We start from the raw sequence: 21,388 nt of genomic DNA, 5'->3' as shown, positions 1-21,388 counted from the left end.
CGTCGCCGTGCGGTCGTAGGCTGAAGCCATGCATGGTGAGTACAAGGTCCCGGGTGGCAAGCTCGTCGTCGTCGACCTGGAGGTGGTCGACGGCAGGATCTCGGACTTCCAGCTCGCGGGCGACTTCTTCCTCGAACCGGACTCCGCCCTGGAGGCCATCGACGCGGCGGTGAACGGCCTCCCCGCCGAGGTGGACGCCAAGACCATCGCGACCGCGGTGAAGGAGGCCCTCCCGGAGGGTGCCAGCCTGCTCGGCTTCTCGCCGGAGGCCGTCGCCGTGACCGTCCGCCGCGCTCTGGCCAAGGCGACGAGCTGGCGCGACTACGACTGGCAGATCGTGCACGCCAAGGCGGTGTCACCGCAGATGCACCTGGCCCTCGACGAGGTGCTCACGAACGAGGTCGGCGAGGGACGCCGCGGTCCAACGCTTCGCATCTGGGAGTGGGACGAGCCGGCCGTCGTCATCGGCAGCTTCCAGTCGGTCAAGAACGAGGTCGACCCGGAGAACGCGGCCAAGTACGGCGTCCAGATCGTCCGGCGCATCACCGGCGGCGGTGCGATGTTCATGGAGGCGGGATCGGTCGTCACGTACTCGATCTACGCCCCGGCCGACCTGGTGCAGGGGATGAGCTTCGCGGACAGTTACGCCTTCCTCGACGAGTGGGCGATCGTCGCTCTCAAGTCGCTCGGCATCGACGCCGTCTACCAGCCGCTCAACGACATCACGAGCCCGACCGGAAAGATCGGCGGCGCCGCGCAGAAGCGGCTCGGGTCGGGCGCCGTGCTGCACCACGTCACCATGAGCTACGACATGGACGGCCAGAAGATGACCGAGGTGCTCCGCATCGGCCGCGAGAAGATCAGCGACAAGGGCATCACCAGTGCGGCCAAGCGGGTGGACCCGTTGCGCAGCCAGACCGGCCTCAGCCGCGCCGAGATCATCGAGCAGATGAAGCTCACCTTCCGGAACCTGTACGGCGCGACGGACGGTGACCTCACCGACGCCGAGTACGCGGCGGCGGAGCAGCTGGTGGCGGAGAAGTTCGACACCGAGGAGTGGCTGTACCGCGTGCCGTGACGTTGGGTCTCGGCTGGGCTCACCTGCTCCAGCGCTGCGCCAGCACCTCGCCGGCTCTGCGCGCCCATCCCGCGGTGTCGGCGAGGGAGGCGGCGGCCGACCCCGCGAGCGCGGTCAGCTCGACGTGATCCGTGAAGCCGGCAGGGTCGATCGTCGCAAGCCCGGCGACGAGCGCCACCGGTACGCCGGCTTCGTGTGCGAGGGCGGCCACGTGCGCAGCCACCTTGCCCTCGGACGTCTGTTCGTCGTAGCGCCCTTCGCCCGTGATGACCAGGTCGGCGTCGCGTAGCGCATCCTGGAGGCCGATCCGGTCCGCCACCTCGTCCGCGCCCGGCCGGATCGTCGCACCCCAGACCGTCAGCCCGAACCCTGTCCCACCGGCGGCGCCCGCGCCCGGACGGTCGCTCAGGGCCGTCACGGCCGGGTCGTTCTCGGCGAGCACTCGGACGAACGCCGCCAGGTTGCGATCGAGCTCCTCGACGTCGCTCGGCGATGCGCCCTTCTGCGGCCCGAATACGCGGGCGGCACCGCGCTCGCCGAGTAGTGGGCTCCGGACGTCGGTGAGCAGGACGACGCCGCCGGCGGGAAGTGGCCGAAGGCCACTGAGGTCGATCGCCGCGATCGCCGCCAGGCCTGCATTGCCGTCCGAAGCGGCCGCTCCCGTCGCAACCGTGAAACGTGCACCCAGGGCGGCGAGCGCGCCGGCACCCCCGTCGTTGGTCGCACTTCCCCCGAGACCGACGAGGATGCGCGAGACCCCTTCGTCGAGGGCAGCACCGATCGCCTGACCGAGACCGCGGGTGTGCGCATCGAAGGGCAGCAGCTGCTCCAGCAGGTCGAGGCCGCTCGTCTGCGCCACCTCCACGACGGCCGTGCCACCGGGGGCGTCCGGGGCTGCGGGTAACAGCGCCCAGCGAGCGCTCACCGGGCGACCGTCCGGGCCGTCCACGACGACCGTGCGCTCGCGTGCGCCCGGCACGGCAGTGAGGAACGCCTCCACTGTTCCCTCGCCGCCATCCGCCATGGGCAGCAGCGCCAGTTCGTCGTCCGGGCGTGTGCGACGCCAGCCCTCCGCGATCGCGTCGGCGATGACGGCCGCGCCGGCCGACCCCTTGAAGGAATCCGGCGCGACGACGATCCGAGCGCTCATGGGCGGGAGGGCGCCGCCTGCGCCTCGATCAGCTCGCCCCGACGTGGATGCGAGACAGCCGGCGGCACGTGCGCGCCGTCGCCCGACGCCCAGCCTGCCGCGTTCGCCAGCACCCGTCGCACTCCGGCGTTGAGGTACACCGGATACTTCTGGTCGCCCGGGCTGAAGTAGAAGACCCGGCCGCGGCCGCGTCGGTAGACGAGGCCCGAGCGGAACGCCTCCCCGCCGCTGAACGCACTCACGAAGACGGTTTCCTCCGGCTCCGGCACGTCGAAATGCTCGCCGTACGTCTCGTGCGCGTCGATCACAAGAGGAGAGGGTACACCGGTGGTGAGGGGATGACCGGGAGCCGTGGTCCACACCGCCTCGCGGTCGGCGTCGTCCCGCCACGCCAGCGAGCACGTCGTACCCATGAGCCGGGTGAAGATCTTCGAGAAGTGGCCCGAGTGGAGCACGACCAGGCCCATCCCGCCGAGGACGTGCCGCTGCACCCGGTCCACGACCTCGTCAGCGACGCCGTCGTGGGCGAGGTGCCCCCACCAGAACAGCACATCCGTCGCGGCCAGGACGTCCTCCGTGAGCCCGTGCTCCGGTTGGTCGAGAGTCGCCGTGCGAACCTCGACGGTGTCGCCCAGGTGCTCGCGGAGCGCCGACGCGACCGCGCCCTGGATGCCCTCCGGGTAGAACGGCATGATGTGCGGCTCGGTGGTCTCGTGGACGTTCTCGTTCCACACGGTGGCGCGGACGACGCTCATCGGGGGGCTCCGATCTTCTGGGAGAGGTCGAGCGCGAGCGCGGCCGTCCAGCTGAACCGCCGCGTCCCGCGCGGGTCGGAGGAGTAGGGGTCGAGGTACTCGGGGAAGTCGTGCTCCAGCGCCCCGTCGTCCATGTTGCGCGACAGCAGCTCCGCCTCGTCCGTGAATCCACGCTCGTAGAGCGCCTCGGCGATCAGCCACGCCGTGTTGAACCAGGACGGGCCGCGCCAGTAGCGCGCCGAGTCGAACGTCGGAGCGGTCAGGTCGTGGCTCGGCACCATAGCGACCTCGCCCAGCCGGAAGTGGGGCCCCCGAAGCAGTTCGAGCAGTTCGGCCGTGTGCGGCAGCTCAGGGAGCAGGAGCGGGACCAGGCCTGCCACGGTGCGGTAGGGCTGGAGGTCGCCGCTCCGGACATCCCGCGCCACGTAGCATCCCACCTCCGGCGACCAGAGGCGCTCGAGCTGCCGCGCGATGCGGCGGGCTTCGGCGCGATGCGGCTCGGGATCGGCTCCCACGATCGCTGCGATCGCGGCGAGCGACAGCTCCGACCGTGCCCAGAGGGCATTGAAGGCCGGGTCTTCGAACTGAAACGGGAAGCCGGCGTCGGCGTCGTCGCAGTCGTGATCGCGATACCGCGCCGCCAGGTAGAGGTACTTGCCGTACTCTCCGTTCGAGGGGCGGTGCCCGGCGTCCGCGTGCAGCAGATCGGGGCGCGGGATGTCGTCCGCGTACGTCTGGGTCATGCCCTTCAGGCAGGCATCCCAGTACGGCGAGTTGTCCATGCCGCTCTCCCAGGGATGCACGACCCGGGCGAGGCCGGAGGTGCCTCCGCGGCGGTCGCGCAGGTACTCGTGCCAGCGGACCAGCCGCGGGTACGCCCGCTCGAGGAAACGACGTCGCTCAGACTCGGCCGGGTCCGCCTCATGCACCATGAGCGCGGCCAGCGCGTGGTTCGGCGGCTGTATCAGGCCTGAGGTCTCGACGGGCGGTGACCCGGGGATTCGGCTGCTGTGCCAGAAGCTGACGCCGGGGGAGTAGCCGTCGTCATGCCCGGAGTGGAAGACGATCTGTGGAAGCCGTCCGTCGCTCCACTGCGAGCTCAGGATGGTGTCCAACTCCTGTTGAGCGCGGCGCGGCGACAGGTGGCGGAGGCCGATCGCGATGAACGCGGAGTCCCAGCTCCACTGGTGCGGGTAGAGCCCGCCGGCGGGGACCGTGTAGCCGCGGCGCCAGTTGCTCAGCAGGATGCCGGCCGCGGCTGAGGCGAGCGCGTTCACAAGTACCGCCGGAGGAGCGGCGGTACCTTCGGCAGCACCGCCTCCGCGTCGCCGGAGAGCCGGCTCTCGATCGCGATCGAGCGCTCGTAACCGATGGCCTGAACCGTTGCGCCGAAGAGCGCCCAGTCGACGTGACCGGCGCCCGGCTCGAGCCGGTTCGAGTCGCTGGCCTGCAGGTGGCCGATGTGCGGTGCCACCTCGAGCAGCGCGGCGGCCGGATCGGCCTCCTCGATGTTCATGTGGTAGGTGTCGGCCACGATCCGGACAGCGGGCGAGCCGACCTCGCGGAGGAGAGCCGCAGCGCCGGCCATCGTGTTCACCAGGTAGTCCTCGTACCGGTTCAGCGGCTCGAGGAAGAGCTCGACGCCCTCGCGCTCGGCGTGCTCGCCGAGACGGCTGAGCGCATCCACCAGAATCGCGCGGTCCTCGTCGGGCGATCGCGGCGGCTCGAAGGGCGGCAGCCGCCGGGAGAACATCCCGTACGAGCCCGGGGTCATCACACCGGTGCCGCCGATCTCGGCCATGACACTCAGCTGCGACGAGAGCTGCGCGATGGCGTCCTCTCGCAGTTCGCGGTCGAATGCGCCGATGAAGTGCGACATCTCCACGCAGGTCGTCGGCATGACCACGCCTGCGGCCGCCGCGCGCTTCAGCTCGGACAGTCGCCCGGCGAAGTGGAAGTCGCCGCGGCTGCGCAGCTCGATGCCGTCGAAGCCCCAGGCGAGGGCCGTCTCGAACTTCTGCTCGAGCGTCTCGCCGGGGAGGTGCTGCTCCTGGACCGTGATCTGGTTCATCAGAACTCCAGCACCACCTGGAGGGCGGCCGACGGATCCGTGTCGAGCAGCCGGTAAGCCTCCGCGGCGTCTTCGATCCGGTAGCGGTGGGTCACCAGGGAGGCGGCGTCGACGCGACCGTCCGCCAGCGCGTCGACGACCGTGCGCTGGAGGCGGGGGACGTCCCAGCGGGCACGGAGGCGGTTCGGAGCGGAGCCGATCTGCGACGCGAGGAGCTGCACGCGGTTGTGGTGGAACTCCTCACCGAGACGCAGGGGCGTCGCCTCGCCCTGGTAGAAGCCGGACGCGACGACGGTGCCATCCGCTCCGACGGCGCGGACCGCCGACTGAAGTGCGTGGTAATTGCCGCTCATCTCGATGGCCGCGTCGGCGCCTGCTCCACCGGTGAGCTCTCGGAGTGTCAATGCGAGCGAGTCATCCGGCGCCAGCGCGTGTGCAGCACCCCAGCGGATGGCGGCTTCACGGCGCGAGGAGATGCCGTCGACGGCGAACACGGTCGCACCGTTGAGCGACGCCAGCCGTGTCGCGAGCAGGCCGATCACTCCCTGGCCGAAGACCACCACCGTCGACCCGACCCCGAGGTCGGCGGCGAGGACGCCGTTCAGCGCGATCGCCCCGACGCGCACGAACGCGGCGGCCAGAGGGTCGAGGCCGTCCGGCAGGACATGCCCGCGCAGGGCCTCCACCGCGAGCACGCCCTCCGCGCGGTGTCCCCAGATGCCCCAGACCCGATCTCCGACCTGCGGAGCGTCGGCGGGGAGCCCGCTCTCGGGCTCGACGATCTCGACGACCTCGCCGACTTCGGAGTATCCCCAGCCGTCGAGCGGGTACGCGAGTTGTCCGCTATCCGCCCCGCTGCGGAACAGCCGGAACTCCGGGTCCCACTGTGAGGTGAGGTAGGGATTCGTCCCGCGATACGCCGTCAGCTCGGTGCCGGCGGAGATGCCGGAGTACAGCGTGCGGACCCGAACCTGACCGGGCGTCAATTCAGCCCGCGGGACGTCGATCACCTCGACGGTGCGCGGGGCGGCGAAGCGGAGAAGGCTGTTCATGCGACCGTCCTTGGTTTCGTGATGGCGACTACATTAGCATCGTGATTATGCTTCTTGTGTATAGACATTATGCATAAGTTGGATTACTCTCCAAACACACCCATCCCCCAGAGAGGAGACGCGATGATGACGTCGCGCATCACGAAGATCGTCGCCGGTGCGACGCTGCTGGTCGCCGGCGCGGCCGCCCTGGCCGGTTGCTCCGGCAGTTCGAACAGCACCAGCGATAAGGGCAAGACGATCACCGTATGGTCGGAGGAGAACCAGCCGGATCGCGTCAACGCGACGAAGGAGATCATCGCCGGTTTCACCAAGAAGACCGGCATCCAGGTCAAGCTCGTGCCCGTCGACGAGAACCAGGTGCCGCAGCTGGTCGCGTCCGCGGCGATCTCGGGCAAGCTCCCCGACGTGATGGGCGCCATCCCGCTGTCACTCGTGCGCCAGCTCGACTCGCAGAAGCTGCTCAACCCGGAGTCGGCCGCGAATGTCGTCAAGAGCCTCGGCGAGAAGACGTTCGTCGATTCCGCCCTTGTCCTCGACCGCGACGGCGAACGCCAGCTCGCCGTTCCGGACTCCGCCTACGCGCAGATCCTCGTCTACCGGAAGGACCTGTTCGAGAAGGCCGGACTGAAGCCGCCGACCACGTATGCAGACCTCGAGAAGGCGGCGAAGACGCTCACCTCTGGAAGCGACTACGGCATCACCCTCGCGACCGATCCGGCCGACGTCTTCACGTCGCAGACCTTCGAGTCGCTCGCGCTGGGCAACGACTGCCAGCTCGTCGACAGCAGCGGCAAGGTCGGCCTCGACTCGAGCGCGTGCAAGACCACCTGGGATCTGTACGGCTCGCTCGCCCAGCACTACTCGCCGCAGGGTACCCAGACCGTCGACACCACCCGTGCTACATATTTCGCAGGGCAGGCGGCGATGGTCGACTGGTCCACGTACATCCTGGATGAGCTCGGCGGCCTCCGGAACGACGCGCTCCCCACCTGCGCGCAGTGCGCATCCGACCCGACCTGGCTCGCCAAGAACAGCGGCATCGTGACGTCCATCCAGGGCCCGGACGGCAAGAAGGGCGCCACGTACGGCGAGGCGACCTCCTGGCTCGTGACCAAGAAGGCGAACGCCTCGGCGTCCGAGAAGTTCATCGAGTACATGATGTCCGACGGCTACCTCAAGTGGCTCGGGATGGCTCCCGAGGGCAAGTTCCCGCTACGCACCGGCACCTCCGCCGAGCCGAACGCCTATACCGACGGCTGGAAGAACCTCGAAGCCGGAGTCGACACCAAGAAGAAGCTGTCCGAGATCTACGACGCGGCGACGATCGACGCCCTGCTGAAAGTGCCGTCCGAGATCGACCGCTGGGCCATCCCCCAGGGCCAGGGTGCCCTGCTCGGACCGGTCAACACGCAGCTGCCCATCTCGAAGGCCGTGGCGAGCCTCGGCTCCGGAACCAACGCGAGTGAGGCGGCGAAGACGGCGACGGATGCGGTCGAGCAGCTGCAGGCGAAGCTGAAGAAGTGACTTCATGACGCAACTCGCACCACCTCCCACGCCGACGCAGGCGGCCCCCTCGCGGGGCCGCCCGCGCCGGGGCGCGCTGGCCGGCCGCGACAACCGCGCCGGCCTGGGCATGGTCCTCCCCACCACGATCATCATCGTGGCGATCGTGATCGTGCCGGTGATCTGGAACCTCATCCTGGCGTTCCAGGACACCGACTTCACCAGCATTGCCGAGAACGGGCTGCTCAACTCGTTCACGCTCAACAACTTCGTCGAGGTCTTCACAGATCCGGGCTTCTGGACCTCGTTGTGGACGACGATCGTCTATTCGGTCTTCTCGACGGCTGGGTCGATCGTCGTCGGGCTGGTCGCCGCGCTGTCCTTCCGCGCCCCCTTCCGCGGGCGCGGGGTGGTCCGCTCTCTCATGCTGCTGCCGTACGTCGCACCCGTGGTCGCGGTCACCTTCGTGTGGCAGATCATGCTGAATTCGCAATTCGGGATCGTGAACACGCTCGGCAAGGAGTGGTTCGGGTGGGAGCATCCGATCGACTTCCTGGGCAAGGCACCGTACGCGCTCATCACCGTGATCTTCTTCGAGATCTGGCGCTACTTCCCGTTCGCGTTCCTCTTCATCACCGCGCGCCTGGTCGCCCTTCCGCGCGATGTGGAGGAGGCGGCGCTCGTCGACGGTGTCACCCCGTGGCAGAACTTCCGCCATATCGTGTTCCCGCAGCTGCTGCCGGTGATCTCCCTCCTGTCGGTGCTCCGGCTGATCATGACGTTCAACAAATTCGACGACGTGTATCTGCTGACCGGCGGTGCGGCAGGCACCGAGGTCTCGGCCGTCCGGGTCTACGACACCCTGATCGGCAGTTTCGACATCGGAGGCGCGGCAGCCAACGCGTTCGTGCTGTCCGCGATCCTGGGCGTCTTCCTGTTCGTCTATGTCAAGTTCTTCGCCGGAAAGGGGGACGACGAATGAGTCGGATCGTGGTGCAGAAACGCACCTTCGGTGCCCTGCGCTGGGTCGTGATCGCCGTCCTGGTCGTCGCGACCGTCTTCCCGTTCTACTACATGGTCGAGCTGAGTCTCGTGCCGATCGAGCAGGTGCTGCTCCACCCGGAGCGGCTGTGGGTGCCGCTGCAGAACCTCACCCTCCAGACGTACGCCGACGTCCTGAAGCCGCAGGAGGACGGCGGTCAGGGGTTCGCGCAGTTCATGATGAACTCCGCACTCGTCGCCATCGCCGCGGTCATCATCACCCTGATCGTCGCCATCCCCGGCTCGTATGCCGTGTCGCGACTGGCGTTCTTCGGCCGCCGGCAGATCAGTGCGCTGTTCCTTGCCGTGTATCTGTTTCCGACGATCATCATCGCCATCCCGCTGTTCGTCGGCTTCTCCGCCCTCGGGATCCGGGAGTCGCTCGCGTCGCTGGTGATCGTCTATATCGCCCAGACCATCCCCGTGTCGATCCATATGCTCCGGTCGTACCTGCGCTCGATCCCGGAGAGTGTGGAAGAGGCCGCGATGGTCGACGGCGCGGGCCGGTTCCGCATCCTGTGGCGCATCACAGTGCCGCTGGCGATGCCATCCATCGTTTCCACCGGCCTCTACGTGTTCATGATCGCCTGGAACGAGTTCCTGTTCGCGCTGCTCTTCCTGGCGGCCGACCGCGACCTGTGGACGGTGTCGCTCGGCCTCTCGCAGCTGTCGAACGGCATCGAAGTGTCGAAGACCGTGCTGATGGCCGGTTCCGTGCTGCTGACCATCCCGATCATCGTGCTCTACGGACTCGCCGAGCGATCGCTCACCGAGGGTCTCACGAGCGGGGCGGACAAAGGGTGACGGACGAGCCCGGCCGACCTCGTACGATGGGGAGGCGAATGTGGGTCCCCCCGGAGGAAAGGCGGCCGATGAGCTCCGGTCCGGGAGACGTGCTGCAGCTGATCCGCCGCTCCGAGGCTACGACGCGCCGCGACCTCCAGCAGGTCACCGGCCTGTCGCGGGTCACCGTGGCGCAACGGGTCGACGCGCTGATGGATGCCGGGCTGGTGACCGAGGTCGCGGGGGGCGGTGGCGCGACAGGTGGCCGCCGCCCCGACAGGCTGGCCTTCCACTCCGAGCGGTCGTTGCTTGCGGTTGCTGCGGTCGACACGGCGCACTCGCGCACAGCGCTCACCGACCTGAGCGGCCGCATCCTCGCCACCGACACCGTGGACGTCGCGATCGTCGATGGTCCGAAGACGGTACTGGATGCGCTCGCCGCATCCATTCGCGGACTCATCGCGGCCTCTGGGGACGACCGGAACATCGTCGGATCGGGTATCTCGGTGCCCGGACCGGTGGACCCGAAGACCCGGCGCCCCGCCCAGCCGCCGATCATGCCCGGCTGGGACGGCTACCCGATCGCCGACCATCTGAGCGACGCGCTCCCGGTTCCGACCTTCGTCGAGAACGATGCCGACGCCATGGCCTTCGGAGAGCAATCGACCAACTTCGGCGACAGCAACGCCGTCTGCCTGGTGAAGGTCTCGACCGGTATCGGATCCGGCCTCGTCATCAACGGGTCCGTCTACCACGGCATCGACGGCGGGGCCGGCGACATCGGCCACATCCGACTCGCGGGAGAGGACGCCATCTGCCAGTGCGGTTCCCGCGGTTGCCTGGCCGCTGTGGCGAGCGGTCGTGCCGTCGCGATGACGCTCGCCGAACGCGGCTTCACCGCGGCGTCCGGGCGCGATGTCGGGCGCCTGCTGCGCGCCGGCAACATCGAGGCCCTGGCGCTCACCCACGAGGCCGGACGCCGGATCGGCGAGGTGATGGCCACCGTGGTCTCCATGATCAACCCGGGGGTGCTCGTCGTCAGCGGCGACCTGGCCTCCAATGAGCTTCTCGGCGGTCTTCGCGAGACCCTCTACCCCCGCTCGCTTCCTCGAGCGACCCGCAACCTCGACATCCGCCTCGGCGCGCTCGGTGAAGATGCCGGCCTGATCGGTATGGCCCGGATCGTCACAGATGCGCTCTACTCAGCCGAGGCGATCAACCACCAGTTCGCACTCTGACGACTCCGGCGACGATCGGCCCGCTTCGGCCGATCCTCAGGATGCCCACAGGTCCTCCGGTACCCTGGATGGCGTGAATTGGTGGGTCGTGGGGATCGTGGCGGGGTTCGTCATGCTGATCGTGGTCGGCGTGAAGCTCGGCTGGATCGACCTCTCGAACAAGGCGCAGCGCGGCTCCGGCACGATGAGCGGCGCGATCGGCGGCTCGTTCGACGAGGTCTTCGCGCCCACCCGTCACGAGGCCCAGCAGGAGATGGACCGGCAGGCCCTCCTGCCCGCTCCGGCCCCACTGCCCGGCGATCGCGGCGACAGCGGCTGGGAGGGCGGCAAGATCACCCTCGACCTCGGCCGCGCCGGTCAGGGACAGCGGGTGGAGGGGCGCACGCCCAGCGACGACGGCCGCGCTACCGCTTCTGCAACGCCGCGTAGTCGGGGTGCTCGCTGAGCCAGCTCCGCACGTAGGGGCAGGAGGCGACCACGCGCCGGTCGGAACGGTCGCGCACGTCATCGAGGGCCGTCCGCACGAGTGTGGACGCCATCCCTTTCTCCCGCTTGGCCTCATCCACCTCGGTGTGAGTGAACACGATCGCGTCGTCGCGCAGGTCGTACTCGGCCACCCCGATCACCTCGCCGTCCTGCAACAGGGCGTAGCGGGACTCCGCGGGCTGGTTCTCGACAGTCAGGCTCATGCGGCAACGCTACCCGGTGCTCCGACGTCTCCTGTCGCGGCTCCGTAGCACCTCGGTAGTTTCCCCGTTCCGGCCGATGGAGCACGGGAAAGAGTCTGGGGTCATCGATCGGGAAGCACCTCGATCAGGACCCCCGACCGAGGAGCCACGATGACCGCCACCGCGTCGCGACCGACCGACCGGGAACTGCTGGACCTGGTCCGCGACGGCGGCCATGCGCACTTCGGCGAGCTCTGGAACCGCTACGAAGGATGGGCGCATCACATCGCTCGCCGCACGACGGGTCGCTACGACGCCGAGGACATCGTGCAGGAGGCCTTCGCGAAGGTGTTCGCTGCCCTGCGCAACGGGAACGGCCCCCGGGACGGGTTCGCGCATTACCTGCAGACCGCCATCCGGAACGTGGCGGCGACCTGGGGTGCTCGCGACTCGCGGGCCACCATGGTGCCGTTGATTGCGGAGACCGCCATCGGCTGCTACGAGTTCGAGGTGTGCGACCTCGGCGAGCTGGAGCAGCCGTTCCGCCGGCTTCCCGAGCGCTGGCAGCGCATCCTCCACCTGACCTGTCTGCAGGACCTCCCCATGGCCACCGCCGCCAAGACGATGGGCGTGACGGTCGCCGCCGCGACGGCCCTTGCTGCCCGTGCCCGTCGCGGCCTCCGCGCGTCGCTCGGTGCCACCCGCGACGACTTCGACGTCGCCGCCTGAGATGTCCGCCCCGGACGGCACGCGCGCGAGGCCGTGCCTTCCGGGTGAGCGGTCGCGGCGCCCTCCACCTCGATGAGGTCAGCGCGCGTTCGCCTGCTCGCGGTACCAGACCGCGAGTTCCGTCCGCGAGCGGAGCCCCAGCTTGACCAGCGCGTTCTGGACGTGGGATTCGACGGTGCGGATCGACACGAACAGCCGCCCTGCGATCGCCTTGTTGGTCTCGCCCTCCGCGACCAGCGAAGCAACCTGCGTCTCGCGGGGCGTCAGCCCACTGGCGGCCGTGGGCTGCGGCGTCCCGGAGCGCAGTCGCGCCTCGACGATGCTGTGCAGGGCGTAGTGGATGGCCTCGTCCTCGCCCAGTTCCAGGCCGTAGCCGAAAGCGCGATCGAAGACGGCATCCCCGAGCCGGAGGCGCAGTGCGCGCTCGGTGCTCTGCCGGTCGTAGAAGTACGGCGGGTAGTTGATCCGGATGGCGCCCGCCTCGCGCCACCTGCCTGCGGCGCAGCCCAGAAGCGTCGCACCACGCGCCGCATCCGCCTTCTCTCGGGCGACGTCGGCGAGGAGTTCCAGAGCGAGCGCCACGCCGATGCGATCACCGAGGCCGCGCTTCAGCAGGAGTGCTTCGCGCGCGTCGGCCTCGGTCCCCGCGTAGTCTCCGGCGGCGGCCTCCGCGGTGGCGCGGGTGGTGAGCGCGAACGACCGCTCGAAGCGGTCCCCGACCGCGAGACCGCGTCGGGCGATCTCGTCGTCGATCCGGCGGCCCTCCTCCCAGCGGCCGAGCGAGTGGAGGCGCGCCGCCAGTCGCTGTGGCGGATTCAGCCGGCCAAAGAGGTAGGCCTCCTCGCCGAGTTCGTCCATGAGGGCCGTCAGGGCGTCGACGGCCGCCGTATCGTCCGGCTCCTCCACCTCCTGCGCGCTGCGGAGGCCGATACGGCACTCGTGCTCGGCAGCGACGTCACCGCCGGCAGCGACCTCGTCGTAGGCGGCGGCGGCCAGGCTCAGTTCGGCCTGCGCCAGAAGAGGCTTGTGCATCGCCCCGTAGACCCATGAGCGCAGGGAGTGACCGAGCGACGCCCAATACGGCGACACCGGGCCCGCCTGCAGCGAGAGGTCCAGCCACGATGCGAGTTCGTCCCCGCTACCGTGGATCCACCACGCCTGGCGCCACAGCGTCGTCACCGCCTCGATCGCGGTGTCGGCGCGGCCCAGCGCTGCAGCCGTCAGCACAGCGTTGCGGATGTTCGGGATATCGGCGCGGAGCCGGCGCAGGATGTCGCGTTGCCGCCCCGAGAACCAGTTGTCCTCTGCGTCGTGCAGGCGAACCAGCATGCAGACGATGAAGTGGAGTCGCGCCTCGTCGAGGTTCTCAGCGTGGGCGGCCCCGAACTCCTGGATCGCGGGCAGGAGCTCATAGCGCACACCGTCGTCCGTGCGGCGGCGGTGAATGACGGAGCGGCGGATCAGCTGCTTGATGACCTGCGTCGCCTCGCGCTGTCCGCTCGCCCTGCGTCCGGCCACCGCCTCCCCGAGCTCAAGGTCCCACCCGGGCGCGAGCACGGACAGATCCGACCAGACCTGCCGCTCGGCGGGGAGGGAGCGCTCCCAGCTGTCCACCACCGCGGCCCGCAACGAGCGGGCCGTCGGCTCAGCCGGTTCCAGCGTCTCCAGTTGTTCGCCGATGCGGCCCGCGAGGGTCTGAATGTCCATGAACTGCAGTTGGGCTGCCGCGAGCTCGATGGCGAGCGGAACTCCCCGCGTCGCCTCGCACACGCGGAGAACCTCCGTCAACGTCGTGTCGTCGACGGCGAAGAAGGCGTCCCCCGAGACGGCCCGCTCCCCGAACAAGCGCACGGCGTCGCTGGAGGCGCTCAGCCCGGTGTGCGCGAACGGGCCGAGGGCGACCAGAGCCTGCGCCGGCGAGACGAGAGGCTCCCGGCTGGTGACGACGAGGCGTGCTCCGGCGCACGACCCGAGGAGGGCGTCGACGAAGGCGGACACCTCCGGCACCGCGGCGTCCGCGTTGTCGAGCAGGAGCAGGACGTCCGCGTCGGCGATCGCCGCGACGACCGCGTCCACTGCATCGTCGCCCGGATCGACCTTCAGCTCGTGTGCCACCAAGGTGGCCACCGCTGTGTCGCGGTTGCGGAGGTCCACGTACCAGACGCCGGAAACGGAACGCTGCATGCTCTCGGCGACGGCGACGGCCACACTGCTCTTGCCGACACCCGGCGCGCCGGTGAGCGTCACCACGCGGGCGGAGGTCTGCAGCAGCCGGCGCACGAGGGAGACCTCCTCCCGGCGACCGATCATCGAATCGAAACGCACCGGGAGGTCGTGGGTCGCGGTGGACCCCAGCATGGCAACCCCCTCGTCAGCGGATCGAGGCAGATGCTTCTCACCTGGGTGGAGGCTAGTCGCGGCGTCTCGGGTTTCGCCAGGCAGCTCTCCGCCCCACCCCGATCAGGGTCGGTCTTCGAATGGTCGGCTGTCGGAATCGGATTCGGACTCGGGTTCGTCGAGGGGCCACTCCAACTCCACGCCGGACTGCAACCGCACGCGCACGCCATCCCCGACGAGGTCGACCCGCTCCACCGCGGGGTCGTGGAAGGCGTGCCGCCACGCCCGGAGTCGCTCGGGCAGTCGGTCCGGGTCGTCGTTCACTCGACCACCTCATCTCTGCCGCAGCGAGCGCTTCCATAGTCAGCTTCGCGCCCCGGAGGCGATTTGGCTAGATAAGAAAGGGAATTCAACTGTCTAGCCAAATCGGTCGCGGCGTTTCACGATGTCGATCAAGGGGATGAGAGGGGAAACCATGACATCACCGGACGGTCCCCGAGAGCATCGCCCGGGGCGTTTCCCCGTGTGGGCCATCGTGGTGCTCGCCGTTGTGGCGGCGGTCATCCTGCTCGGTGCGGGGACGCTGGGTGGCCTCGCCATCCGATCCGCCGGCACGATCGGAGCTCTGACCGCGTCGCGCGTGACGGGCCTCTCGAGCCAGTCGGTGTGCGACGCCGAGCGGGTCGCTCGCGACGTTCTCCCCACCATCGTCACGATCGGCGTCAGCGCGGGTGACGGATCGGGCGGCACCGGCAGCGGCGAGGTGATCACCTCCGACGGCTACATCCTGACCAACAACCACGTCATCGCACCGGCAGCGGATGGTGCGGAGATCACGGTGCTGTACAGCGACGGGACGACGCACGCGGCGAAACTCGTCGGCCGGTCGCCGCGGGCGGACGTCGCCGTCGTGAAGGTGGACGCCACCGGGCTGCCGGTCATTCAGCAGGGCAACTCCACGAACCTGAAGGTGGGGCAGCCCGTCGTCGCCCTGGGCGCACCGCTGGGGCTGTCCAGCACGGTGACGACCGGCGTCGTCAGCGCTCTCGGGCGCACCGTGCCGGTGCAGGGTGACGACGACCGGAATGCTGTTCTCGCGAACGCGATCCAGACGGATGCCTCCATCAACCCGGGCAACTCCGGTGGCGCTCTCGTCGACTGTGATGGTCGTCTCGTCGGCGTCAACTCCGCGATCGCGACCGTCCCGAGCGCGACCGGCGTTGCAGGCGGCGGGAGCGTCGGGATCGGCTTCGCCATCCCGGAATCGATCGCCATGCCCATCGCCAAGCAGATCATCGATACGGGGAAAGTCACGTACCCGACCTTCGGGATCAGCGTCGCGCCGATCCAGCCCGGAGTGAGCGGGAACGAGCAGAGCGGCCTCTACGTGCAATCCGTGACGCCGGGCGGTCCCGCAGCGGCTGCGGGCATCCAGGCCGGTGACATCATCACGAAGGTCGACGGAAAGCCGGTCGCCAGCATCGACGATCTCACCGTCATCCAGCTGACCCACAAGCCCGGCGATCAGGTCGAGGTGACCTACGAGAGGGACGGGAAGAAGCAGACCACCCGCGTGACCCTGGGAAGCGGATAGGCCGGCCCTCACGTCTGCCACAGGAGTTGTGGCTGCGGGTCGGTGGTGCACTTGAATCGGTCGATGATCCGGTACGCGTCGGCCGACCCGCCTTCTTCGACCCGGACGGTGTCGTAGACCCGGAAGTCGAGGGTACGCAACTCGGTCAGCCGGTCGGAGCGCTCATTGAGCAGGGCGGAACGCAGCGGGGAGGAAGGGTCTCGCGGAATGAGGGGTGTGACGACCTCGCCGCGCCACCCGTCGGTGATCACGCTGATCAACCGGGCCGCGTTCTCTCGCGGGCCGTAGGGAGTCGAACTCATCTCATCCTTTCGAGCTACTGGGGGCCGGACGGGCGGGGATGAGCGGAGTGACCCGGGCGCTCCCTCGTACCCGTCGAGGGACCCGGGCCACTCCGCAGAGAAGCAACTGTGGGGTGCCGCTTCCCGTGAGAGCGCGAAGCCCGATACGCGCTCTCACTGAAGAAAGACGCACGTCAGGCGTGATCGTGACGCGCAACCCGACGTGAGTTTTGTCAGCGGCCCAGTTCCCACTGCGCTCGAATCTGTTCGGGGGTCAGGGCGATGCCGTAGACGGCCGCATATTCGAGGTCGCCCGCGAACGCGCGGCGTGACGGCGTGTCCGGGCCCCAGTTGTCGAGGTTGTCGTAGCCCACCCGCCAGTAACCCGCGAAAGCCTGGGCGGTCGTGACGGCCTCGTCCTGGGCGACGCGCTCGCCGTCGACGTACAGTGACATGCCCTGGGGTGAGAGGGTGGCTGTCGCCTGGTGCCAGCTGTTGTCGAGATAGCTGCGGCTCGAGGCGATGGTGCGCACGGAATTCGGGAAGACGCCGAACACCAGCCGCCCGTCATCTGAGAGGAAGAGGTGGCGGTCGTACGCCGACGAGAGCCCCTCCTCGGCGGAGCTGAAGCCGAGGAGTCGGCCACCGCCTGTGGTCGCCCGGAACCAGATCTGCACGCTGAAGACGTCACTGGGTTGCCGCAAGGGTCCGTCACGAAGCGCCCAGGTCGATCCGTCAGCCGATTCGTCGTACTGCGCCGTCCCGTTGTGGATGAAGTCCTCTGCGGTGCCGGTAGTGCCTTCGCCCAGGCGGTAGGCGAACAGCGTGTCGTCGGCGGGGATGGTTCGGACGGCTGCCTCGCGTCCCGAGAGCGCTTCCGGTGCGCCCGGCTCGCGGTCGACGCCGAGTTCGTCGCTGGGGGCCTCGTCGGCCACGAAGCCCGGCTGCGACGTCGCGGGTGGGGCCTCACGCTCTCCGTCCCGTTCCGCGGCCGTCGGGTCGGGTCCGGGATCCGAGGGAGCCGGTCCCCGCTCGCTGTCGCCTGATCCTTCTGCTGCGGCGCCTTTTCCGGGCGGAACAGTGTTCGTGTCGCTGGACCGGACGATGGAGCTGTCGCCCTGCTGGGCGGTCAGGATCGTCCCCGCGGTCAGCACGGCAGCCATGACAACGCTCGCTGCAACCGCGGCCAGCCCGGCGTGAGTGGCGGCGCCGGTGACGGCCAGGCCGTCACCGGCCCGAGCCCCGGGTGCTGAGGAGGCGGCTCCTGAGGCCGTTGCGGCGACTGCGGAGGACGAGGAGTTCACCCACTCGGTGTAGGCGGCGGCGCCGGCCACCCCGAGGAAGAGGGGGAGGAGGCTCAGGGCGAGTCGGGATCCGATGCTCTCCGCTTCGACCGCAGCGTTCGAGCAGGTGTCGCACTCGTCGAGATGCTCCGTCAGCTTCCGTCGGTCCGATTTGGAGAGCTTGCCGCGGACGTGGGCACCGAGCCGCGTGATTGTCCACGCGTGTACAGGGTTGCCGGGCGGGACCTCAGCGAGGTGGGCGCCGATCCAGGCCTGTCTGAGGCCTTCGCGAGCGCGCGCCGACAGCGAAGAGGCCGCGTTGGGAGTCATCCCGATGAGAGGTGCGGCCTCACGCGGCGTCATGTCTTCGACCTGCATGTACCAGAGCACCTCCTGCCAGCTGTCCGGGAGGGTGTAGAACGCCTTGGTGATCGTCTCGCGCTCGATGTTGTCAAGGGCCGTGAGCTCGCTGTACGACCAGTCCTCGATCGAGTCGGGGTCTTCGATGTTCGTAGTGGCCTTGCGGCGCGACCAGTCGATCGCGACGTTGCGCACCGTTTTGGCGAGGTAGGCGCGGAAGCCGCTCGTGGGACCCTTGCCCTTCTCTACAGCGCTCAGGATGCGCGCGAACGCTTCGGATGCGAGGTCTTCCGGCTCGAAGCGTGCGGTGACGGAGGCCGCCATGGCGCGGGCAGCCGGCCAGTGGCGCTTCCAGAGCACGCCGAAGGCGGGACTCTCGCCGTCGCGGGCGCGGCTGAGCAGATCGGCGTCGGAGAGGTCGTCGAGTTCACGGGTCATATGGGTCGGGTTCCTTGCGGGCAGGGCGGGGTTTACTGACGTAGACGAGCCGAAACCCGGATCGTGACGCAGCGCGGGCGAAAAGTTCGAAGAATCTTTTTCGGGCTCACCGGAAGAGACCGGGAATCGGCCTACGCGCTGACGCGCCGCTCAGGCTGCGGGAGTCGCGTCCTGCTCCAGCCACGGAAGCGGGTCGACCGCGTCCCCGCCGGGGAGCAGGACCTCGAAGTGCACGTGCGACCCGGTCGATACGGCGGTGCTCCCGACGGCGGTGACGCGCGCGGGCGCGGCGACCGCTCCTACCGGGTCGGCGACGCCGACGAGCGGCAGGGCGGTGGCGGCGACGTCGGACAGGCGGCGGAGCATTGCAAGCCTCTCGGTCTCGGGATGGTGCTTTCACCATCCCGGCCCCGACCCGCTCCGCGGGACCGTGGGACTACCGAGGCGCTACCTATTCGTTTGCGGTGCGCTCAGAACGACCGCGGGTCGCGAGGTTCCACAGGCCGGCGATGAGCAGAGCGCCCGCGACACCGTTGAGGACGCCGCCGACGACGTCGGTGCCGTAGTGCACGCCGACGTAGAGGCGCGACCAGCCCACCGCGAGCACGAACACGGCGCCGACGATCAGGACGATCGTTCGGGAGCGCGGGCCGCGGCAGACCATCACGAGCGCGGCGACGAGAGCTGTGGCGAAGACCACGTGGCCGCTCGGGTAGCTCAGGGTGGCGGGGGAGATGTGGAGGAGGTGGGTCAGACCGCCGGTCGACGGGCGCGGCTGAGCCACCACCGTTTTGACGACCAGCGTGGTCAGCCAGCCGGCGCCGGCGGTGACGCACGCGCCCAGCGCTCTGCGCCATCCCACCGCCAGGAGCAGCACGACGAAGACGATCAGGAGGATGACGGCGACGATCACCGGGCTGTCCAGCCGGTCGAGCAGGAGGGCCGCGTTGTCCAGCAGCGGCGAGTTGACGCGGTTCACCGCGGCGTCCAGCCCCTCCAGTCGCAGGGCGGGCAGCGCCTTCGCCAGCAGGCCGAGTGCGATGGTGACGATGAAGAGGACGACCGTCCACACGATCCAGTGGGCGGGCGTGACGAGCGACCAGGTGCGCGAGCGGCGGGACTCCATGCTCCGAGCGTACGGCGTGGCGCCCCCCGAACACTGAAGATGCCTCGGTGCGGCTATGAGGACGTTCACTCGGAATGGTGCAGTCCTGCACAACATTAGTTGACTTTGGTCATCTATTTATATATGGTTGACAATCGTCAACCAATTGCGTCGAAGGATCTGCATGTCCACCACACTCTCCAGGGATGGCTCACCACTCGTGATGTCGCACCGCCAGGTGCTCGAATCCCTCTCCGGGCTGCTGCTCGGAATGTTCGTCTCGATCCTCGCGGGCACGGTCGTGTCGACCTCGATGCCGCGGATCATCTCCGAGCTGCACGGCAACCAGACGGCCTACACCTGGGTCGTCACCAGCACGCTGCTCGCGACCACCGTGTCCACACCGATCTGGGGCAAGCTCGCCGACCTGTTCAACCGCAAGCTGCTCATCCAGCTCGCCCTCGGACTCTTCGTGGTCGGCTCGGCGCTCGCCGGCTTCTCGCAGGACACCAACATGCTCATCGGCTTCCGCGTCGTGCAGGGGCTCGGCGCAGGCGGCCTGACCGCCCTCAGCCAGATCATCATGGCCGACATCATCAGCCCGCGTGAGCGCGGCCGCTACATGGGCCTGTTCGGCGGCATCATGGCCGTCGGAACCGTCGGAGGACCGCTGATCGGCGGGCTGCTGACCGACTCGGTCGGCTGGCGCTGGAACTTCTTCGTCGGCGTTCCCGTCGCGATCGTCGCCATCATCCTGCTGCAGTTCACGCTGAAGCTGCCGAAGCGTCCCGCGCGGAAGGTTCGGATCGACTACCTGGGCGCGGCGTTCCTCACGGCCGGTGTCTCGCTGTTGCTGATCTGGGTATCGCTCGCGGGCAAGAACTTCGACTGGTGGAGCCCCCAGACGGTCTGGATGGTCGGCGGAGCCATCGCTCTCCTCATCGCCATGATCGTCACGGAGATGGTCGTCAAGGAGCCGATCATCCCGCTCGGGATGTTCAAGAACCGCACGTTCACGCTCGCGGTCATCGCGTCCATTTCGGTCGGTGTCGCCATGTTCGGCACGTCGGTCTACCTGGGTCAGTACATGCAGCTCGCCCGCGGCGCCACGCCGACGGAGTCCGGTCTGCTGACGCTGCCGATGATCTTCGGCCTGCTGCTCTCGTCGATGATCGTGGGAAACCTGATCAGCCGGTTCGGCAAGTGGAAGGCCTTCATGGTCGTCGGCTCGGTGCTGCTGACCGTCGGGCTCTACCTGATGAGCACCATCGCGTTCGACACGAACTACCTGCTCGTCTCGGTCTACATGCTCATCCTCGGCGCGGGCGTCGGCATGGTGATGCAGAACCTGGTGCTGATCGTGCAGAACACGGTCCAGCCGGAGCAGCTCGGCGCGGCCAGCTCCAACGTCGCCTTCTTCCGCAGCCTCGGCGGCACCATCGGAGTCTCCGTGATGGGAAGCGTGCTCGGGTCGACGATCGTCAACATGATGGGCGACCGCAAGGACGACCTGATCGCCGCCGCCACCAAGAGCGGCGCAGCGGGTCTGAAGGCGCTCCAGTCGCTGCAGGGCGGCACGCTGCCGGAGGTCAACCACCTGCCGGTCGCCGTCCGCACCATCGTGGAGTCGGTATACGGCCAGGCGGTCGCCGGAATCTTCCTCATCGCGGTGCCACTCGCGATCGTCACCATCGTCGCCATCCTCTTCCTGCCGAACATCACGCTCGGCACGAAGACCGCGATCGAGCGGATGGAGGAGAAGGAGGCTGAAGGCGGCCCGCTGGAGGCCGCAGAAGAGAACGCGGTCGAGGTGGCGGAGGCGCTGATCGGCGCCCCGGTCACGGGCTCGGTGGGGGCGGTCGGACGGGAGACCGGCCAGCGGGCATCGGCTGAGAACGGCCGCTAGACGGGCGCGTTAT

21 protein-coding genes are annotated in these 21,388 nt (G+C 68.7%); 9 read left to right on the top strand and 12 right to left on the bottom strand.

What is annotated here, in order from left to right; all coding sequences use genetic code 11:
- The first annotated feature begins 28 nt into the window (after window positions 1-28).
- A complete protein-coding gene (locus AB4079_RS03090) occupies window positions 29-1,078 on the top strand; it encodes a lipoate--protein ligase family protein (RefSeq protein WP_441785807.1) in 1,050 nt (349 codons plus the stop codon).
- A 19-nt stretch (window positions 1,079-1,097) separates the two neighbouring features.
- On the opposite strand, the gene AB4079_RS03085 is transcribed toward AB4079_RS03090, so the two are convergent.
- From AB4079_RS03085 to AB4079_RS03065, 5 genes are read right to left on the bottom strand one after another with little or no spacing between them, the layout of a single operon-like run.
- The gene (locus AB4079_RS03085) at window positions 1,098-2,228 is read right to left on the bottom strand and encodes a glycerate kinase (RefSeq protein WP_441785806.1); all 1,131 of its coding nucleotides are present in this window, start codon (window positions 2,226-2,228) and stop codon (window positions 1,098-1,100) included.
- The gene (locus tag AB4079_RS03080) at window positions 2,225-2,983 is read right to left on the bottom strand and encodes a ThuA domain-containing protein (protein ID WP_441785805.1); all 759 of its coding nucleotides are present in this window, start codon (window positions 2,981-2,983) and stop codon (window positions 2,225-2,227) included. The genes AB4079_RS03085 and AB4079_RS03080 overlap by 4 nt, the downstream gene beginning before the upstream one ends.
- Window positions 2,980-4,260: an MGH1-like glycoside hydrolase domain-containing protein gene (locus tag AB4079_RS03075; protein WP_441785804.1), complete on the bottom strand. Its 1,281-nt coding sequence runs from the start codon at window positions 4,258-4,260 to the stop codon at window positions 2,980-2,982. The genes AB4079_RS03080 and AB4079_RS03075 overlap by 4 nt, the downstream gene beginning before the upstream one ends.
- Window positions 4,257-5,054 carry a sugar phosphate isomerase/epimerase family protein gene (locus tag AB4079_RS03070; protein ID WP_441785803.1) on the bottom strand — a complete coding sequence of 266 codons (798 nt, stop codon included), beginning with the start codon at window positions 5,052-5,054 and terminating at the stop codon, window positions 4,257-4,259. The genes AB4079_RS03075 and AB4079_RS03070 overlap by 4 nt, the downstream gene beginning before the upstream one ends.
- A complete protein-coding gene (locus AB4079_RS03065) occupies window positions 5,054-6,106 on the bottom strand; it encodes a zinc-dependent alcohol dehydrogenase (protein ID WP_441785802.1) in 1,053 nt (350 codons plus the stop codon). Before AB4079_RS03065 ends, AB4079_RS03070 begins: the two co-directional genes overlap by 1 nt.
- Before the next feature lie 126 nt (window positions 6,107-6,232).
- Here AB4079_RS03065 and AB4079_RS03060 point away from each other — a divergent pair, with 126 nt between their 5' ends.
- From AB4079_RS03060 to AB4079_RS03040, 5 genes are all read left to right on the top strand, one after another.
- A complete protein-coding gene (locus AB4079_RS03060; RefSeq protein WP_441785801.1) occupies window positions 6,233-7,633 on the top strand; it encodes an ABC transporter substrate-binding protein in 1,401 nt (466 codons plus the stop codon).
- Between the two features lie 4 nt (window positions 7,634-7,637).
- Window positions 7,638-8,594 (top strand): carbohydrate ABC transporter permease, encoded by a 957-nt coding sequence (locus AB4079_RS03055; protein ID WP_441785800.1) that lies wholly within the window; start codon window positions 7,638-7,640, stop codon window positions 8,592-8,594.
- Entirely contained in the window at window positions 8,591-9,457 is an 867-nt protein-coding gene (locus AB4079_RS03050; protein ID WP_441785799.1) for a carbohydrate ABC transporter permease, read from the top strand. The genes AB4079_RS03055 and AB4079_RS03050 overlap by 4 nt, the downstream gene beginning before the upstream one ends.
- A gap of 68 nt (window positions 9,458-9,525) precedes the next feature.
- Complete coding sequence (locus AB4079_RS03045) at window positions 9,526-10,674, top strand: ROK family transcriptional regulator (RefSeq protein ID WP_441785798.1); 1,149 nt, start codon at window positions 9,526-9,528, stop codon at window positions 10,672-10,674.
- 73 nt (window positions 10,675-10,747) lie between these two features.
- Window positions 10,748-11,119 (top strand): hypothetical protein, encoded by a 372-nt coding sequence (locus AB4079_RS03040; RefSeq protein WP_441785797.1) that lies wholly within the window; start codon window positions 10,748-10,750, stop codon window positions 11,117-11,119.
- Here the strand turns inward: AB4079_RS03040 and AB4079_RS03035 are convergent.
- Window positions 11,079-11,363 carry a GNAT family N-acetyltransferase gene (locus AB4079_RS03035; protein WP_441785796.1) on the bottom strand — a complete coding sequence of 95 codons (285 nt, stop codon included), beginning with the start codon at window positions 11,361-11,363 and terminating at the stop codon, window positions 11,079-11,081. The genes AB4079_RS03040 and AB4079_RS03035 overlap by 41 nt on opposite strands.
- A gap of 150 nt (window positions 11,364-11,513) precedes the next feature.
- On the opposite strand from AB4079_RS03035, the gene AB4079_RS03030 reads away from it, so the two are divergent.
- Complete coding sequence (locus AB4079_RS03030) at window positions 11,514-12,071, top strand: sigma-70 family RNA polymerase sigma factor (protein ID WP_441785795.1); 558 nt, start codon at window positions 11,514-11,516, stop codon at window positions 12,069-12,071.
- A gap of 78 nt (window positions 12,072-12,149) precedes the next feature.
- On the opposite strand, the gene AB4079_RS03025 is transcribed toward AB4079_RS03030, so the two are convergent.
- Window positions 12,150-14,429 (bottom strand): helix-turn-helix transcriptional regulator, encoded by a 2,280-nt coding sequence (locus AB4079_RS03025; protein WP_441785794.1) that lies wholly within the window; start codon window positions 14,427-14,429, stop codon window positions 12,150-12,152.
- 102 nt (window positions 14,430-14,531) lie between these two features.
- Window positions 14,532-14,732, bottom strand: a complete 201-nt coding sequence (locus AB4079_RS03020; RefSeq protein ID WP_441785793.1) for a hypothetical protein — start codon at window positions 14,730-14,732, stop codon at window positions 14,532-14,534.
- A gap of 151 nt (window positions 14,733-14,883) precedes the next feature.
- Here AB4079_RS03020 and AB4079_RS03015 point away from each other — a divergent pair, with 151 nt between their 5' ends.
- On the top strand, window positions 14,884-16,002 hold the full coding sequence (locus AB4079_RS03015) for a S1C family serine protease (protein WP_441785792.1): 1,119 nt from the start codon (window positions 14,884-14,886) through the stop codon (window positions 16,000-16,002).
- Window positions 16,003-16,010: 8 nt separating this feature from the next.
- On the opposite strand, the gene AB4079_RS03010 is transcribed toward AB4079_RS03015, so the two are convergent.
- From AB4079_RS03010 to AB4079_RS02995, 4 genes are all read right to left on the bottom strand, one after another.
- Entirely contained in the window at window positions 16,011-16,304 is a 294-nt protein-coding gene (locus tag AB4079_RS03010; protein ID WP_441785791.1) for a hypothetical protein, read from the bottom strand.
- Between the two features lie 212 nt (window positions 16,305-16,516).
- Window positions 16,517-18,364 carry a sigma-70 family RNA polymerase sigma factor gene (locus AB4079_RS03005; protein ID WP_441785790.1) on the bottom strand — a complete coding sequence of 616 codons (1,848 nt, stop codon included), beginning with the start codon at window positions 18,362-18,364 and terminating at the stop codon, window positions 16,517-16,519.
- Window positions 18,365-18,514: 150 nt separating this feature from the next.
- Window positions 18,515-18,730, bottom strand: coding sequence for a hypothetical protein (locus tag AB4079_RS03000; protein ID WP_441785789.1), 216 nt, complete (start codon window positions 18,728-18,730; stop codon window positions 18,515-18,517).
- Window positions 18,731-18,815: 85 nt separating this feature from the next.
- On the bottom strand, window positions 18,816-19,490 hold the full coding sequence (locus AB4079_RS02995; protein WP_441785788.1) for a phosphatase PAP2 family protein: 675 nt from the start codon (window positions 19,488-19,490) through the stop codon (window positions 18,816-18,818).
- A gap of 202 nt (window positions 19,491-19,692) precedes the next feature.
- On the opposite strand from AB4079_RS02995, the gene AB4079_RS02990 reads away from it, so the two are divergent.
- Window positions 19,693-21,375, top strand: coding sequence for an MDR family MFS transporter (locus tag AB4079_RS02990; protein WP_441785905.1), 1,683 nt, complete (start codon window positions 19,693-19,695; stop codon window positions 21,373-21,375).
- Window positions 21,376-21,388 lie beyond the last annotated feature (13 nt).

Origin of the sequence: Leifsonia sp. 2MCAF36, assembly GCF_052115525.1 — a bacterium.
Classification (GTDB): Bacteria; Actinomycetota; Actinomycetes; order Actinomycetales; family Microbacteriaceae; genus Leifsonia.
This window is presented reverse-complemented; position numbering and strand designations above follow the sequence as displayed.